This window comes from Amycolatopsis dendrobii (assembly GCF_014145675.1).
GTDB lineage: Bacteria > Actinomycetota > Actinomycetes > Mycobacteriales > Pseudonocardiaceae > Amycolatopsis > Amycolatopsis dendrobii.
Map to the genome: position 1 here is coordinate 314,260 of NZ_JACGZW010000004.1, position 16,128 is coordinate 330,387.

16 protein-coding genes are annotated in these 16,128 nt (G+C 68.7%); 12 read left to right on the top strand and 4 right to left on the bottom strand.

Annotated features, from left to right (window positions below; genetic code table 11):
• Positions 1-163: 163 nt before the first annotated feature.
• The 4 genes from H4281_RS13460 to H4281_RS45550 all read left to right on the top strand — a co-directional run bounded on the left by H4281_RS13460 (position 164) and on the right by H4281_RS45550 (position 3,004).
• Positions 164-934 carry a thioesterase II family protein gene (locus tag H4281_RS13460; protein ID WP_182891217.1) on the top strand — a complete coding sequence of 257 codons (771 nt, stop codon included), beginning with the start codon at positions 164-166 and terminating at the stop codon, positions 932-934.
• The gene (locus H4281_RS13465) at positions 927-2,495 is read left to right on the top strand and encodes an acyl-CoA carboxylase subunit beta (RefSeq protein ID WP_182891218.1); all 1,569 of its coding nucleotides are present in this window, start codon (positions 927-929) and stop codon (positions 2,493-2,495) included. Before H4281_RS13460 ends, H4281_RS13465 begins: the two co-directional genes overlap by 8 nt.
• A 249-nt stretch (positions 2,496-2,744) precedes the next feature.
• On the top strand, positions 2,745-2,888 hold the full coding sequence (locus H4281_RS45545; RefSeq protein ID WP_246411764.1) for a hypothetical protein: 144 nt from the start codon (positions 2,745-2,747) through the stop codon (positions 2,886-2,888).
• On the top strand, positions 2,846-3,004 hold the full coding sequence (locus tag H4281_RS45550; RefSeq protein ID WP_312872101.1) for an acyl-CoA carboxylase epsilon subunit: 159 nt from the start codon (positions 2,846-2,848) through the stop codon (positions 3,002-3,004). The genes H4281_RS45545 and H4281_RS45550 overlap by 43 nt, the downstream gene beginning before the upstream one ends.
• 327 nt (positions 3,005-3,331) lie before the next feature.
• On the opposite strand, the gene H4281_RS13475 is transcribed toward H4281_RS45550, so the two are convergent.
• From H4281_RS13475 to H4281_RS13485, 3 genes are read right to left on the bottom strand one after another with little or no spacing between them, the layout of a single operon-like run.
• A complete protein-coding gene (locus H4281_RS13475; RefSeq protein ID WP_067580506.1) occupies positions 3,332-3,985 on the bottom strand; it encodes a response regulator transcription factor in 654 nt (217 codons plus the stop codon).
• 23 nt (positions 3,986-4,008) lie between these two features.
• A complete protein-coding gene (locus tag H4281_RS13480; RefSeq protein ID WP_182891219.1) occupies positions 4,009-5,124 on the bottom strand; it encodes a sensor histidine kinase in 1,116 nt (371 codons plus the stop codon).
• Positions 5,115-6,377, bottom strand: coding sequence for a nucleotide disphospho-sugar-binding domain-containing protein (locus tag H4281_RS13485; protein ID WP_182891220.1), 1,263 nt, complete (start codon positions 6,375-6,377; stop codon positions 5,115-5,117). Before H4281_RS13485 ends, H4281_RS13480 begins: the two co-directional genes overlap by 10 nt.
• 232 nt (positions 6,378-6,609) lie before the next feature.
• On the opposite strand from H4281_RS13485, the gene H4281_RS13490 reads away from it, so the two are divergent.
• The gene (locus H4281_RS13490; RefSeq protein ID WP_182891221.1) at positions 6,610-7,542 is read left to right on the top strand and encodes a proline iminopeptidase-family hydrolase; all 933 of its coding nucleotides are present in this window, start codon (positions 6,610-6,612) and stop codon (positions 7,540-7,542) included.
• Positions 7,535-8,494 carry an ACP S-malonyltransferase gene (locus tag H4281_RS13495; RefSeq protein ID WP_182891222.1) on the top strand — a complete coding sequence of 320 codons (960 nt, stop codon included), beginning with the start codon at positions 7,535-7,537 and terminating at the stop codon, positions 8,492-8,494. The genes H4281_RS13490 and H4281_RS13495 overlap by 8 nt, the downstream gene beginning before the upstream one ends.
• Here the strand turns inward: H4281_RS13495 and H4281_RS13500 are convergent.
• A complete protein-coding gene (locus H4281_RS13500) occupies positions 8,487-8,732 on the bottom strand; it encodes a phosphopantetheine-binding protein (protein ID WP_037810574.1) in 246 nt (81 codons plus the stop codon). The genes H4281_RS13495 and H4281_RS13500 overlap by 8 nt on opposite strands.
• Positions 8,733-8,863: 131 nt before the next feature.
• Between H4281_RS13500 and H4281_RS13505 the strand changes: the two genes are divergently transcribed.
• From H4281_RS13505 to H4281_RS13530, 6 genes are all read left to right on the top strand, one after another.
• Positions 8,864-10,360, top strand: a complete 1,497-nt coding sequence (locus H4281_RS13505; RefSeq protein WP_182891223.1) for an AMP-binding protein — start codon at positions 8,864-8,866, stop codon at positions 10,358-10,360.
• Positions 10,361-10,482: 122 nt separating this feature from the next.
• Positions 10,483-11,952, top strand: a complete 1,470-nt coding sequence (locus H4281_RS13510) for an AMP-binding protein (protein ID WP_237596950.1) — start codon at positions 10,483-10,485, stop codon at positions 11,950-11,952.
• Entirely contained in the window at positions 11,949-13,163 is a 1,215-nt protein-coding gene (locus H4281_RS13515; protein ID WP_182891224.1) for a type III PLP-dependent enzyme domain-containing protein, read from the top strand. The genes H4281_RS13510 and H4281_RS13515 overlap by 4 nt, the downstream gene beginning before the upstream one ends.
• On the top strand, positions 13,160-13,636 hold the full coding sequence (locus tag H4281_RS13520) for a cobalamin B12-binding domain-containing protein (RefSeq protein ID WP_182891225.1): 477 nt from the start codon (positions 13,160-13,162) through the stop codon (positions 13,634-13,636). The genes H4281_RS13515 and H4281_RS13520 overlap by 4 nt, the downstream gene beginning before the upstream one ends.
• Positions 13,633-14,901 carry a methylaspartate mutase gene (locus tag H4281_RS13525; RefSeq protein ID WP_182891226.1) on the top strand — a complete coding sequence of 423 codons (1,269 nt, stop codon included), beginning with the start codon at positions 13,633-13,635 and terminating at the stop codon, positions 14,899-14,901. The genes H4281_RS13520 and H4281_RS13525 overlap by 4 nt, the downstream gene beginning before the upstream one ends.
• Positions 14,898-16,094 (top strand): cytochrome P450, encoded by a 1,197-nt coding sequence (locus H4281_RS13530; protein ID WP_182891227.1) that lies wholly within the window; start codon positions 14,898-14,900, stop codon positions 16,092-16,094. Before H4281_RS13525 ends, H4281_RS13530 begins: the two co-directional genes overlap by 4 nt.
• Positions 16,095-16,128 lie beyond the last annotated feature (34 nt).

Here is a 16,128-nt window from a genome sequence, read left to right on the forward strand (position 1 = left end):
GCGAATGATTCTTCCGGGCTAGGGGGCGGGCGTGACTGTCCATTGTGGATCTAGGGGGAGCTAGGGGTCGTTGCGCGTGGTGGGCGCGGTTACCGTGGGTCGGCGAAGAAGGATCCGTGGCCGGGTCGTCCCGGCGCAGACGTCGGAAAGGCGGTGGGACGACATGACGGGTAGCGCGAATTCCGACGAGGACAGCTGGTTTCGCCGCTTCCACACGTCGCCCGAGGCGAAGGCAAGGCTGGTGTGCCTGCCGCACGCCGGAGGTTCGGCTCCGTTCTACTTCCCGGTTTCGCGGGCGCTGACGCCGGACATCGAGGTGCTGGCGGTGCAGTACCCGGGCCGCCAGGACCGGCGGCACGAACCCTTCCTGACCACCATCGACGCGCTGGCCGACCGGATCGCCGAGCTGCTGCGCGGCCGCGACGACCTTCCGCTCGCGCTGTTCGGGCACAGCATGGGCGCGATGATCGCCTTCGAGGTGACCCGGCGGCTGGAGGCCGCGGGCACCGAGGTGGACACGCTTTTCGTCTCCGGCCGCCGGGCTCCGTCGCGGCATCGGGACGAGAACGTGCACACCCGCACCGACGACGGCGTGATCGACGAACTGCGCCGGTTGAGCGGCACCGAAATGGACCTGCTCGGCGACGACGACGTCGTGCGGATGATCCTTCCCGTGGTGCGCAACGACTATCGTGCCGTGGAGACCTACCGGTACCGGCCGGGCTCGCCGCTGGCCGCCCCGGTGGTGGCGTTTACCGGCACCGCCGACCCGGTCGCCTCGGTCGACGAGGTCCGGTCGTGGGGCGACCACACTTCGGCGGGCTTCGAGCTGGTCCCGCTCGCCGGCGGGCACTTCTTCCTGACCCGTCACCAGGACGTGATTCTCCAGTACTTGACCGATCGGCTTGTCGACAAGGGGCGTGCACATGTCTGAGGCACTGGCGGTCGGATTCGACAGCAAGCTCGAGGAACTGCGGGAGATCAAGGAGGCCGCGCGCCGCGGTCCCGACGACACCGCGACCGCCCGGCAGCACGACCGCGGCAAGCTGACCGCGCACGAGCGCATCGAACTGCTTCTTGACCCTGGCTCGTTCACCGAGATCGAGTCCTTGCGCCGGCACCGCGCGACGGCCTTCGGGCTCGAACACCGCAAGCCGTACTCGGACGGTGTGGTGTGCGGCTGGGGGACAGTGCACGGACGCACGGTTTTCGTGTACGCCCACGACTTCCGCATTTTCGGTGGCGCGCTCGGCGAGGCGCACGCGCAGAAGATCCACAAGGTCATGGATCTCGCCGCGGCGGCCGGTGCTCCGCTGGTTTCGCTCAACGACGGTGCGGGCGCGCGGATCCAGGAGGGCGTGACCGCGCTCGCCGGGTACGGCGGGATTTTCCAGCGCAACACCCGGTCTTCGGGGGTCATTCCGCAGATCTCGGTGATGCTCGGCCCGTGCGCGGGCGGTGCCGCTTATTCGCCCGCGTTGACGGATTTCGTGTTCATGGTGCGCGAAACCTCGCAGATGTTCATCACCGGCCCGGACGTGGTGCACGCGGTGACCGGCGAGGAGATCACCCAGAACGGTCTTGGCGGCGCGGACGTGCACGCCTCGACGTCGGGGGTCGCCGCGTTCGTTTACGACGACGAACCCAGCTGTCTCGAGGACGTGCGGTACCTGATTTCCTTGCTGCCGTCCAATAACAACGAGGCGCCGCCGGTGGAGCCGACGGCCGATCCGGCGGACCGCCGCACGGACAAGCTGCTCGAGGTGGTGCCGACGGACGCGGCCCGCGCGTACGACATGTGTGCGGTGATCGAGGAAATCGTCGACGACGGCGAGTTCCTTCAGGTGCACGCCGCGTGGGCGACGAATGTGGTGTGCGCCTTGGCACGGCTCGACGGGCAGGTGGTCGGGATCGTGGCGAACCAGCCGGCGACGCTCGCCGGCGTGCTCGACATCGAGGCGAGCGAGAAGGCCGCGCGGTTCGTGCAAACCTGCGACGCGTTCAACATCCCGCTGGTGACGCTGGTCGACGTACCGGGGTTCCTGCCCGGGGTGGACCAGGAACACGGCGGCATCATCCGGCACGGGGCGAAGCTGCTGTACTCCTACTGCAACGCGACGGTGCCGCGGGTGCAGGTGATCCTGCGGAAGGCCTACGGCGGCGCGTACATCGTGATGGACTCGCGGTCGATCGGCGCGGACGTTTCGCTCGCGTGGCCGACGAACGAGATCGCGGTGATGGGCGCGGAAGGCGCGGCGAACGTGATCTTCCGCCGCGAGATCAACGCGGCCGACGACCCGGAGGCGGTGCGGCGGCAGAAGATCAAGGAGTACAAGACCGAGCTGATGCACCCGTACTACGCGGCTGAACGCGGCCTGGTCGACGACGTGATCGAGCCCGGCCGGACGCGGGAGATGCTGATCCGGTCGCTGGCGATGTTGCGGGCCAAGCACGCCGAGGTTCCGGCGCGCAAGCACGGGAACCCGCCGATGTGATGGGGGTTCCGGGGATGCGGTCAGGCGTGGGGGATGTGATGACGGCGGGTGCGGGGTTGGAGGTTCTTGCTTCGGTTGGCGAGTCGGGTGCGCGCGGTGAGCCCGGCGGGGTGCCGGACGATGTGCGCCAGGCTGCCGGGACGCACGGTGAACGGTGCGCGGTGACGGCAGGGTACGCAGATTCGGCCAGGACGAAGCCTGCTGAGGCGTCGCGGGAAGCTGCTGGGCTGGAGTCTGCTCCTGCGCCTGATGAAAGACGTGCCGCGGCGGCAGCGGATGCGGCTGAGCGGGATGCCGTTGGAGTGCGCGGTGAACAACGCGCTGCGGTGGCAGCGCCCGCAGTACGTGTGGTGCGTGGGAATCCGGATGACGTTGAAGTTGCTGCACTGCTAGTGGCATTGGCCGCTGTCGGGCAGGCAGCGGGGGGTGGGCACGAGGAAATTGCTGTGCCGTCACCTCGGCGACCGTTGGCAAGGTTTGTTCCGGCGACGAGCTGGCGGGCGCGGTAGCTCGTCCCGTCCATGGGGTGAGGGAGCGGGGCCCGCATCGGTGCACAGCGATGCGGGCTTTTCGCAGTACCGCGGTTGTGGTTTCGGCGACTGCGCGGAAGACGGGTCTTCGGAACAGTCGGCTCGGGCGGAAGGACGGTCTGGAAGGCAGGAGCGACCGGCGGCGGGGGACAGAAGCGCGAGTGGCGCCAGTGCGGGTGGCGGAAGCTTTGCGCCACAAGAGAACGACTACCTCGTCCACAACGGACGACAGGGGAACGGGTCCAAGATCCATATCCCCAAGCTACCGCCGCCGGTCGAACATCTGCACGGTATCGATCCGGTGAATCAGGCGTGGACCGCGGTGCTGTCCAGGTACGTGAGGACGGCGCGGATGCGGCGGTTCTGGTCCCGGCTGGCTTCCAGGCCGAGCTTCGCGAAGATGTTGCTGATGTGGTTTTCCACGGCTCCCTGCGTCACCACCAAAGCCTTGGCGATGGCCGTGTTCGACAAGCCTTGCGCCATCTGCGCCAGTACCTCGGTTTCCCGTGCGGTCAACGCCTCCAGCGGATCCCGGCTGCGGGACAGCATCTGTGCGACTACGTCCGGGTCGATGGCGGACCCGCCGCCGGCGACGCGGCGGACCGCTTCCAGGAAGTCCGCGACGTCGGCGACTCGTTCCTTAAGCAGGTAGCCGACGCCGGACGTGCCTTCCGCGATCAGGTCTACCGCATAGCTTCCTTCGACGTACTGCGACACCACCAGCACCGGCAGGCCGGGGATTTCCTTGCGCGCGGCCAAAGCCGCGCGCAGGCCCTCGTCGGTGAAGGTCGGGGGCATGCGGACGTCGGCGATCACCAAGTCGGGGCGGTGGTCCCGGATCGCCACCAGCAGGTCGTCGCCATTGTCGACCGCGGCGGCGGTTTCGATGCCGACGTCCGCGAGCAGGCTTTGCACTCCGGCGCGCAACAGCACCGAGTCTTCCGCGATCACGACGCGCATTTCTCTTGCCTCCACAACAGGATTCACCAGCGGACGGGCAGATCGGCCCGCACGACGGTGGGGCCGCCGGCGGGACTGACGACGGTGAGCACGCCGTCGATCGTGGCGGCGCGGTCGGCCAATCCGGCCAGGCCGCCGCCGGGGCGCATCGAGGCGCCGCCGTGGCCGTTGTCGGTGATCTCGACGACCACGGTGTCGTCGTCGCGGGTCACTCGCACGGACGCGCGGTCGGCGCCGGAATGTTTGGTCACGTTGGTGAGCGTTTCGCTCACGATGAAGTACGTCGTCGTTTCGACGGGTGCGGGCGGCCGGGGTTGTACGGTAACCTCGACCTCAATAGGGATAGGCATTCTTGCGGTAAGAGAAGACAACGCCGCGTCCAGGCCGCGGTCCTGGAGCACCGGCGGGTAGATGCCGCGCGCGAGGTCACGCAACTCCGAGACAGCGAGTTTGGCGTCGGCGTGCGCGGCTCCGATGAGTTCGCGGACCGCGGTCGGGTCGTCGAGGTCGAGTTTGAGCTGGGCGCGGCCCAGGCTCATCGCGACGGACACCAGCCGCTGCTGGGCGCCGTCGTGCAGGTCTCGTTCGATCCGGCGCCGTTCGGCCTCCACCGCGTCGACTCCGCGCGCTCGCGAGTTCCGCAGCTGCTGCGTGCGCGCTTCCAGTTGCGCGGTGCGGTTCGGGCCGAGGAACGACGCCGCCAGTTCGCCGTGCATCGTCCCGATGCGCGGCGCCACGAAAATCCCGAAAGGAGGTACTGCGATGGACACGACGCCCGCCACGAATTCCACGATGCCCAAAGGAAAAGCGATGAGCACGAAGGCGAACTCGCGCCAGGTGGCGGGGTCGAGCAACCGCGCCTGCCACACCGCGAGCAGGCCCGGTCCGGCCGGTCGCCTGCGCGCGGGTTCGGAGATGGTCACGCCGAGCATCCGGTGCGCCCAGCGTCGTTCGAAGGCGCAATACGACCGCATCAGCGAGGTCGCGACCAGCAGGACGGGGATGCCGATCCACAGCATCGTCGTCGCGACGCCGGCCAGCATGGTCACCAGGATCAGCACGAACGCGGCGAGCCGGATCGGGAGGCTCAGCACGAGAAACCCGATCGCCCGCATGGTCGGCGGCCGCGTCACGGGCATAGCGCGATCCGTTCCAGTTCCGGCACGAGGTCGTCGAGCGTGGGCGTCGCCAGCATCTCGTCGCGCACCTCGAGCGCGCATTCGCGAAAGGACGGTTCTTCCAGCAGCCGGCACACTCCTGCCCGGACGCTCGCGGGCGTCACGTCCTCGAGGTCCACCAGCAGCCCGTTGCCGCGCTTCACCTGTGCGACCGCCGAGCCGCGTTCGCTCCACGTGGTGCCCGGGATGACCAGCTGCGGGACGCCGTTCACGACCGCGTTGCTGATCGTCGCGCCGCCGCCCTGGTGCACGATCGCGGAGCACGAGGCGAGAAGTTCGTTCATCGGCACGAAATCGACCGCACGGACGTTGTCCGGGATTGTGCGCACGGACGCGAGCTGGCTCGCGTTCAGCGTGGCGATCACTTCGATGTCGAGGTCGGCGAGGCCGTCCAGCAGGTCTCCGACGGAGGTCTCCTCGATGCCGAGCACCTGCCGGTTCGAGATGCCGAGGGTGAGCATCACCCGCGGCCGCTCCGGCTGCTCCAGCACCCAGGAGGGGATTGCCATCGGCTTGTTCTGCGGGACGAACCGGGCCGGGACGTAGTCGACGTCCACGCCGTCGTACCGCAGATACGACGGATGGCAGTCGATGGTCCGCACGCCGTAGCGGAGAGTTTCGTCGTAGTCCGCGCCGAACCGGCCGACCGCGACGGACATCCACGTCACGAACGGGTCCGGCGACGTGTCCTCGGGGCGGCTGGCTCTGAGGTCGCGGTACTGCGCGCCGATGCGGGCGGTCTGGTCGGCGGCGTACATCATCCGCAGGTGCGGTACCCCGAGCGCGTGCGCGACGATCGGCGCGGCGTAGATCATCGGGTCCCACACGACGAGGTCCGGCTGCCATTGCCGGGCGAAGCGGACGAGTTCGTCGAGCAGCGAATCCGGCGTGGTCCAGCGGAACACGTCGACCCAGTGCTCGTACACGTTGCGCACGTACTCGTCGGTGTAGCGCTCGGGACGGCTTTCGGAGATCCGGAAGTCGCCCTGCATCGCGTTGTTGCCGTCGACCTGGAGCTGGCGGTGCCGGGCGATGTCGAGTTCGTCGCCGAACCACATGGCGTCCAGCCCGGTTTCGGCGAACGACGCGACCTCGCGCGGGTTGCATTGCCCGACGAAGCGCACCTCGTGCCCGGCCGCGGCCAGCGCCCAGCCCACCGGAGCCATGCTGTAAACGTGCGTCCTCGTCGGGAAGACCATCAGCATCACGCGCATCGCGGCAGCTCCGGGTTCGTAGGCACGGGAGAACAAGGGAAACGGTAGGGCCGTGCTCCGTCCGGGCCCACCCGGTAGGGGACCCCTGAATCCGGCGCGGGCAAGGAGGATTTGGCTCGGCTTTAGATGCCCCTTAGGGGCTATGGCGCGCGGGCCGCGGCAGATAGACAGGTAATCGGATCCGGCCGCGCTGCGCCGGAGACGGACGAGGGAGGCGAACGAGGTGATGAGCATGGCCATGGAGCCCACCGCGAAAGGCTGGGTCCCGTTCGGCGAGCACCGCACCTGGTACCGGGTCACCGGGCAACCGGGAGGAGCGGCTCCCGCTGTGGTCGTGGTGCACGGCGGGCCGGGCAGCACGCACGACTACCTGCTGAGCCTGACCGAGCTCGCCGGGCACGGATTCCCGGTCGTGCACTACGACCAGCTCGGCAGCGGCGGATCGAGCAGGCTGCCGGACGCCGATCCTGGGTTCTGGAACCCGGAGCTGTTCGGCGACGAGCTGGACAATCTGGTGCACCGGCTGGGCATCGAGGACAACTACGTCCTCTATGGACAGTCCTGGGGCGGGCTGGTCGTCGCGCGGCACGCGGCCGAACGTCCGGACGGCCTGCGCGGGCTGGTGATCGCCAACTCTCCCGCGTCGTACGAGTTGTGGCGCAGCGAGATGGACCGGCTGCGCGCGCTGCTCCCGCCCGGCGTCGACGAGGGCCTGCGGGCGCACGAGGCCGCCGGCACGACGGACACGCAGGAGTACTTCGACCTCATGCGCGTCTTCTACGACCGGCACGTCTGCCGCGTGCTGCCGTGGCCGGCCGACTACGTCGCCTCGTTCATGGAGATGGCCGACAACAACACCGTCTACTCGGTGATGAACGGCCCCAGCGAGTTCACCGTCTCCGGCACGCTCGCGGACTACTCGGTGATCGACCGCCTCGACGACATCGAGGTGCCGACCCTGCTCATCTCCGGCGCGCACGACGAGGCCACCCCGGCCACCGTGCAGCCGTACTACGACCGGATCCACGACGTGCGCTGGGAGATCCTCCCGGAATCGAGCCACGTCCCCCATCTCGAGGAACCGGAGCGGTTCCGCGAAATCCTGCTGGGATTCCTTCAGCAAGTCCATTCCCCCGCCGAAAGAGAGGTCGCCAGTCATGGATGAGGCCAGCCAGGCCGGATCGGCGGTCGTGTTCCCCGGGATGAGCCCGTGCCGGTTCGTCGACTTCGGCAAGTTCCTGCTCATCAACCCGTTCGCGCGCAGGCTCATCAAGGACGCCGACGACCGGCTGGGCTACTCGCTGGTCGACCGCTTCCGCGAGGCCGAGGGCGACTACTCCGAGTACGCTCAGGTCGGGTTCATGCTCACCTGCGTCGCGCTCGCCGAGTGGGCCGAACAGGAGTACGGGATGAGCCCGGACTACTGCACCGGCCCGAGTTTCGGCGAGAAACCGGCCAGCGTGTACGCCGGTTCGCTCACTTTCCCGGATGCGGTGTGGATGACCGCGAAGCTCGCGCAGTGCCTCGACGAGTTCTTCGCGACCGAGCACACCGACGTCGTCACGCACTCGTTCGTCCGCACGCCGGAAGAGAAACTGCGCGACGCGCTGACCGAACTGGACGGGCGCGGCGAATGGTCGGACATCTCCTGCTACATCGACCACGACTTCTACATGGTCTCGGTGCGGGAGCGGAACCTCGACTGGCTCAAGCAGACCGTGCGGGGCATGGGCGGGCTGTCGCTGTACACGATGCGTCCTCCGCTGCACTCGCGCGCGTTCGGCGCGTTGCGGCGCAAGGCCGAGGACGAGGTGCTCGGCGGCCTCGACTTCCATGATCCCCTCCTTCCGATCATCGCCGACCAGGACGGTTCGGTGCTGCGGTCCGGCGAGCAGGTCCGCACGATGCTGCTGGACAGCATCGTCGAGCCGCTGCGCTGGCCGGACGTCGTCTCGTCGCTCGAACAGCTCGGCGTGCGCAAGCTGTGGGTGGCCGGGCCGGACACGCTGTTCGGCCGCGTCCGTGCCACCACCAGCCGGTTCGAGGTGACCACGGTGAACCCGCGGCTCGCGCTGCAGCCGCGGCGGCGCGGCGCGGGTCCCTCGCGGGTCAGCTAGCCGGCTGCAGCTTCGACAGCGTCGTCCAGAGGCGTCCGGGGTTCTCGAACGTCTCCAGGTTCAGCGCGTCGTCGGAGAACCGGACGTTGTACTTCTCCTCCAGCACCGCCAGCAGTTCCACCGTGGCGAGCGAGTCGAGGCCGTACTCCTTGAGCGGGGTCTCGGCGGTCAGCGCTTCGTCGGCGGGCAGGAACGGAAGGTACGGGCGGAGGGCTTCGTCGAAAGAGCTGTCCCACATGGCTACTCCGGTGGCTGGGTCGGGCACTTCACCAGGCAGGGAAACCGACCGCCCGGTTCGGTTTTGAACCTTACCCCGCGCCGCCGCTCCTGAGCGACGCGTCGGGACCCCTATTCAGGCGGAGGACCATGATGGACACCACGACCACCTCGGGACTGCACGCGCGGTTTCTGCGCGGGCTGGCCCGTTCCGAGTCCCGGCCGGCGGTCAGCGTCGGCGGGCGGACGCTGACCTACGGCGAGCTGCACGAGCGGGCGTTGCTGTGGGGCGGCGCGCTGGCGGAGTCCGGCGCCCGCACGGTAGGGGTGCTGGCAGGCAAGGGCGTCACCGCCTACGCCGGGATTCTGGCCGGGTTGTACGCGGGGGCGACGGTTGTCCCGCTGCGGCCGGATTTCCCGGCGGCCCGGACCGCGCAGATGGTCGAGGCGGCGGAGGTGGACGCGATCATCGCCGACGAACGCGGTCTGACCGTGGCTCCGCCGGTGCAGACCCTGCTGGCTCCGGAAGCCAGCCCGAAAGTACTGAAAGCGGCACGCGCGCTCAGCGAGCCCAGGCACGTGCGCCCGGAGGACTCCGCGTACGTGCTGTTCACCTCGGGCTCCACGGGACGGCCGAAGGGAGTCCGGATCGGCCACGGCTCCACCGAGCATTACTTCGGCCTGCTCGACGCGCGGTACGACTTCACCCCGGACGACGTCTTCTCCCAGACGTTCGACCTGAACTTCGACTGCGCGATGTTCGACCTCTTCTGCGCGTGGGGCGCGGGCGCGGAAGCGGTGGTCCTGCCGGGAGCGGCGTACCGGAACGTGCCGGCGTTCGTGGCGGAACGCGGACTCACCGTGTGGTTCTCCACGCCGAGCGCGATCGACCTGGTGCGTCGCACCGGACGGCTCACCCCGGGTGCGATGCCCGGTCTCCGGTGGAGCTTCTTCGCCGGGGAAGCGCTGACCGTGCGCGACACCGCGGACTGGCGGGCGGCGGCGGGCAATTCCGTCACCGAGAACCTCTACGGCCCCACGGAGCTGACCATCACCGTCGCCGGGTACCGGTGGGACGACGAGGAGAGCCCGCGGATCGCGGTGAACGGCGTGGTGCCGATCGGCGCGGTGCACGAGGGGCACGAGTACCTGCTCATCGACGAGAACGAGGCGGGAGAGGGCGAACTCGCCATCGCCGGACCGCAGCTGACGCCGGGCTACCTCGACCCGGCCGACGAGAAGGGCCGGTTCCTCGACCGCGACGGGCAGCGGTTCTATCGCACGGGCGACCGGGTGCGACGGCTCGGCGGGGACGATCTCGCCTACCTCGGGCGGCTCGATTCGCAGGTGCAGGTGCTCGGCTGGCGCGTGGAGCTCACCGAGGTGGAGCACGCGCTGGAGACGTGCGGGGTGCAGGCGGTGGCGCTCGGCGTCCAAGGCGACGCGGGGACCGAGCTGTTCGTCTTCTACACCGGGCCGCAGCGTCCGGTGATCGAACTGGTGCGGGCGTTGCGGGCGGTGCTGCCCGAGGGCGTGATCCCGCGGCGGTACGAACACGTCGAGGAGTTCCCGCTGAATTCGAACCGCAAGATCGACCGGAAAACCCTGGCGGCGCGGGCCGCGGAGATCCTCAGTCCGGTGCCTGCCTGAGCCGCCAGACTGCCAGCTAGGGGCCGTTAGGGGTGTGGATCACCGCCTGCGCGCGGATAACTTTCTGCGACGTCGGGGAGCTATCCCGCGCAGGCACGGTGATTCTACGAATCCTTTCGGGAGTGGCAGTCGTGAACGAATCCGGTTCTCTCGTCCATGCCCTGCTCGACGCGGCGGTGGCCAGTGCGCCGGACGCCGCCGCGGTGCGCGACCGGGCGGGGGTGTGGACGTATGCCGAGCTGGCCGCTTGGAGTCACGCGGTGGAGGCGGTCCTCGCGCGGCGCGGGGTCGGGCGCGGCGATCGCGTAGTCGTGCAGTTGCCGACTGACCGGGCGCTGGTCGCGCTCTTCCACGGGACTTCCCGCCGGGGTGCGGTGTTCGTGCCGATCAACCCGGCGATGAAGCAGTTCCACTTCGATTCCGTCGTCGAGAACGCCGAACCGGTGCTGATCCTGCAGCCCGCCGAGTTCGCTCCACTGTGGACGGAAGTCGAAGCGGCTTACCGCGAGGGGACGCGCGTCGAGCCCACTGACGTGGACCTGGACGACGTCGCGGTTCTCGTTTACACCTCCGGCAGCACGGCCGCGCCCAAGGGTGTCATCGGGCCGCACCGGCAGGTCACCTTCGCCGCGGGCGCGATCCAGGCGGTGCTCGGCTACCGCCAGGACGACGTCGTTTTCTGCCGGTTCCCGATGTCCTGGGACTACGGCCTGTACAAGGTTCTCCTCTCGACGCTCGGCCGCAGCGAGATCGTGCTGGCCGACGCCGAGTCCGATCTTCGGCTGCTGCAACGGATGCGCGAGGTCGGCGCGACGGTCGTCCCGATCGTGCCTTCGCTCGCGACGATGATCGCCACCCTCGCCGAGCGCGACCGCGGCGAAGCGGCTCCGGTGCGGCTGTTCACCAACACGGGTGCGGCGCTGCCGGATTCGACCATCGCGAAGCTTCGCGACGCGTTCCCCGGCGTCCGCGTCGTCCGCCAGTTCGGGCAGACCGAGTGCAAGCGGATCACCGTCATGCCGCCGGAGGAAGACACCGAGCGTCCGGGTTCGTCGGGCCTTCCCCTGCCCGGCACGACCGTGCACATCCTCGCCGCCGACGGAACTCCGTTGCCCGCTGGGGAAATAGGCGAGATCGTGGCCGCCGGTCCGCACGTGATGCCCGGCTACTGGCGCGCCCCGGAGCTGTCCGCACGAGCGTTCCGCCGCGACGAGGCCACCGGCGAACTGCGCCTGCACACCGGCGACTACGGCCGGCTCGACGAGGACGGCTACCTCTACTTCGAGGGCCGCCGCGACGACATGTTCAAGCGCAAGGGAATCCGGATGTCCACTTTGGAGATCGAGGCGGCCGCGATGGACATTCCCGGCGTGCGCGCGGCTGGCGCGATCCCGCCGAGCGAGACGCGTGACCTGGCGATCTGCGTGGAGAGCGAGCTGCCGCCGACCACGGTGCTCAAGGAACTGGCGCAGCGGCTCGAGCCGCAGAAGGTGCCCGCGCTGTGCCACGTCGTGGACGAGTTCCCGCTCACCGCGCACGGCAAGAACGCGACGAAGGAACTCGCCCTGCTGGTGGAAGGTGCCCGCAAATGAGCAAGTACGACGAGCTGGCCGCACGGTTCGGCACGCCGGCTTACGTGTACGACCTTGACGTGACCGCGCAGTCGCGTGCTCAGCTGTTCGGGCTGCTGCCCGAGGGGTTCGCGGTCTACTACGCGCTGAAGGCCAACCCGCATCCGGAGATCGCCCGTGAGCTCCGCGAGGGCGGTTGCCGCGCGGAGATCAGTTCGACCGGCGAGCTGGCCAACGCGCTGACCGCCGGGTTCGCGCCGGAGGACATCCTCTACACCGGCCCGGGCAAAACCGACGGGGAGCTGGACACGGCGATCGCCGCCGGCGTCCGGTTGTTCTCCGTGGAATCGCTGACTGACCTGCAGCATGTCGGTGCCGCGGCGGAACGGCAGGACACCGTCGCGCGTTGCCTGCTGCGGGTGAACACCACGCAAGGCAGTGCGTCGACCGGGATTCGGATGATGGGCCGCCCGTCGCAGTTCGGCGTCGACGCCGAGACTTTGCCGGAGCTGATGCCGCTGTTCAAGGCGGTTACTGGAGCCAAGATCGTCGGCGCGCACTTCTTCACGATGAGCAACGCGCAGGACGAGGACGCACTGCTCGGCGAGTACGAGTTCGTGCTGCAGTCGGCCGCGCAGCTGCGCCAGGAAGTCGGGCTGCCGCTGGAGTTGCTCGACATCGGCGGCGGGTTTTCCTCGCCGTACGCGGTTCCCGGCGAGCGCACCGACTACCCGAAGCTGCGCAACGGTTTGGAGCAGCTTCTCGACCTCTACCTGCCGGAATGGCGCAGCGGCGCGGTCGAGCTGGCGTGCGAATCCGGCCGGTATCTCTCCGGGACCTGCGGGACGCTGCTGGCTGGCGTCGTGAACGTGAAGGAGAGCCGCGGCCACCGGTTCGTCATCCTCGACGCCGGGATCAACGTGGTCGGCGGCCTTTCCGGCATCGGACGTCTGCTGCCCGCCGCGGTCGGCGTCGACCAGGCCGGGGACAACCCGGGACAGCTTGTCGGTCCACTGTGTACTCCCGGGGACTCGCTCTCGAAGGCCGCGAAGCTGCCCGAGCTGTCCGCTGGAGACCTGCTGACCGTGCCGAACGTCGGTGCGTACGGCGTTACCGCGAGCTTGATCAGCTTCCTCGGCCGTCCCGCGCCGACCGAGGTCGTGGTCCGCGGCGACGAGGTCATCTCAGTGTCGCGTTTGGACTATCAGCGGGCTTACGAGGTGTCGCCATGAGCGAGGAAGTCCGCGCTTACGGCAGCAGCATCATTGAAGAACCCAGTGCGCGCACGGTGATCGTGAGCAGCATGGCTTCGGACTCGCACACCTGGAACCTTGTCTACCTCGAACTTCTGGTGGGAGAACTCGGTTTCGACGTCGTGAACCTCGGCGCGTGCGTACCGGACGAGCTGCTGGAGTCCGAATGCGTCAGCCGCCGTCCGGCGATGCTGGTGCTGAGCAGCGTCAACGGGCACGGCTATCAGGACGGACTGCGAGTCGTGCAACGGCTTCGCGCGCAGCCGGAGCTGCGACGGCTGCCGATCGTCATCGGCGGCAAGCTCGGCACCGGCGGTCCGCTTTCTGACGAGCAGACCGCGGAACTGCTGTTCGCCGGATTCGACGGAGTCTTCGACGAGCAGAACGCCGCCGCCTTCCGGCACTTCGCGGCCACGCTTCCCGGCGGGGTCGGCCAGTTGGAGGGAGCGTGAGCTTCGAGCGGTTCGTCGCGCAGCGGCACGCGGCCGGGGAACTGGTCGTGCAACCGCGCATGGGCTTCGACAGTCCGGCCGCGATGCGCGCCGGTCTTGTCGCGACCAAGCACGCGAACGCCGCGACCGTCGGCACGCTCACGCTCGACAGCTACACTCGCGTCCGCGACACCGAGTCTGCGGAACACGCTTTGCGCAACGGAATTCCGCTCAACGGCTACCCGATCGTCAATCATCCGCCCGAGGTGACCCGGGCGATGCTCGACGGCCTCGAAGGCCCGGACTTCCCGGTGCAGGTCCGGCACGGGTCGGCGCGTCCGGTGGACATTTTCCGCGCGATGATCGCGGCTGGTCTGCACGCCACCGAGGGCGGCCCGATTTCCTACTGCCTGCCCTACAGCCGCACGCCGCTCGACGAATCCGTGCGGAACTGGGCGTATTGCTGCGATCTTCTGGTCGAGGCGGACCACCCGGGCGGCCGTCCGCATCTGGAGACGTTCGGCGGCTGCATGCTGGGACAGCTGTGCCCGCCGAGCGAACTCGTCGCGATCAGCGTGCTGGAGGCGCTGTTCTTCTACCGCAAGGGCGTGCGCAGCATCTCCGTGAGCTACGCGCAGCAGACGAACCTCCACCAGGACCGCGAAGCCGTCGCCGCGCTGCGCCGGTTGTGCGCCGAGCTGTTGCCGGAAGCGACCTGGCATGTCGTGATCTACGCGTACATGGGTCTCTTCCCGCGCACGCCGGACGGTGCGATGTTGTTGCTGGGCAAGGCTGCCGAGCTCGCGATGAGCACCGGTTCGGAGCGGCTCATAGTGAAGACCGCCGCCGAAGCGCACCGCATCCCGACCGTCGCGGAGAACGTGACCGCACTCGAACACGCGGCTGCCTCGGCGAAAGGCATCAAGGCCATGGTGGACGACGACAACCAGGTCTACCGCGAGGCCTACGCCCTGGTCGACGCGGTACTCAACAGCCACGCCGATCTCGACCGCGCGCTCGTGGTCGCCTTCAAACGCGGTCTGCTCGACGTGCCGTACTGCCTGCATCCGGACAACGCGGGCCAGGCGCGCAGCACGCTCGACGCGGACGGCAGGCTCGGCTGGTCCGAGCTCGGTTCACTGCCGTTGCGCGGGATCGCCGAGCGCGCGCCGAGCGGCCGGATCACCTCGTCGACGCTGATGTCGGCGCTGTCCTACGTCCAGCACACCCATGACACCCAGGCATTGGAGCAGCCGATGACCGCGATCGGAGGGGAACCGCGATGAGCACTCGCCGGACTGTCCGGGCGTATCCGTTCGACATGCACGAGACGTCCGTTTCCGAGATCTACCACCAGTTGCAGCGCGACGAGCCGATGAGCCGGGTGCAGTTGCCGTTCGGCGAACCGGCTTGGCTGGCGACGAAGTACGCCGACGTCAAGCTGGTGACCGCCGACCCGCGGTTCAGCCGCGAGCTGGCACAGGGGCTCGACCAGCCGCGGATGCGCCGCCAGCAGATGGGCGACGGCATCATGGGGATGGACCCGCCGGACCACACCCGCCTGCGCCGCCTGGTGATGAAGGCGTTCACCGCGCGCCGGCTGGAGGCGATGCGCGAGAGCGTCCGCACCCTGACGCACGAGCTGATCGACGCGATGATCGAGAAGGGCGCGCCCGGCGACATTGTCGAGGATCTCGCTCGGCCGCTGCCGGTCACGGTGATCTGCAACCTGCTCGGAGTGCCGAAGGAAGACCACACGATCTTCCGCGAGTGGACCCAGGCGCTGGTCAGCGACGCCACGGCGAAGGGCGACGTGCTCGACGTCTACGGCGATCAGCTGGACAACTACGTGGCGCAGCTGGTCGCGCAACGCCGCGAGGACCCGACCGACGACCTCCTCGGCGCGCTCGTCTACGCCCGCGACGCCGGTGACAAGCTCAGCGAGAACGAGCTCATTTCGATCGCCGGTGCGGGGCTGCTCACCGGTGGCGTGGAGACGGTGTCCTCGGCGCTGCCGAGCTTCGTCTTCACCCTGCTGACACAGCCGGAACTGCTCGCACAGCTGCGGGCGCAGCCGGAGATCCTGCCGACCGCGGTGGAAGAACTGCTGCGGTGGGTGCCGATCAACACCGCGGCGATGTTCGCCCGGTATGCCCGCGAGGATATCCGCATCGGCGACGTCGTGGTGCGGGCGGGCGATCCGGTGCTGCCCGCGCTGCACGCGGCGAACCGCGATCCGGAGGTCTTCGCGAATCCGGACGTCATCGACCTGACCCGCAGTCCGAACCCGCACGTCGCGTTCGGGCACGGCCCGCACCACTGCATCGGGGCGCAGCTGGCGCGGCTGGAACTGCAGGAGGCGCTGAAAGCGATTCTGGAGCGCTTTCCGGAATTGCGGCTCTCCGACGGCCGCGAGGGCGTGAAATGGGAGTACGGGGTGATCGTGCGCGGCCCTTCGCTGCTGCGCATCGCCTGGTGATTTCCCGCCCCTAACGACGTTTTCTGGGGATCCG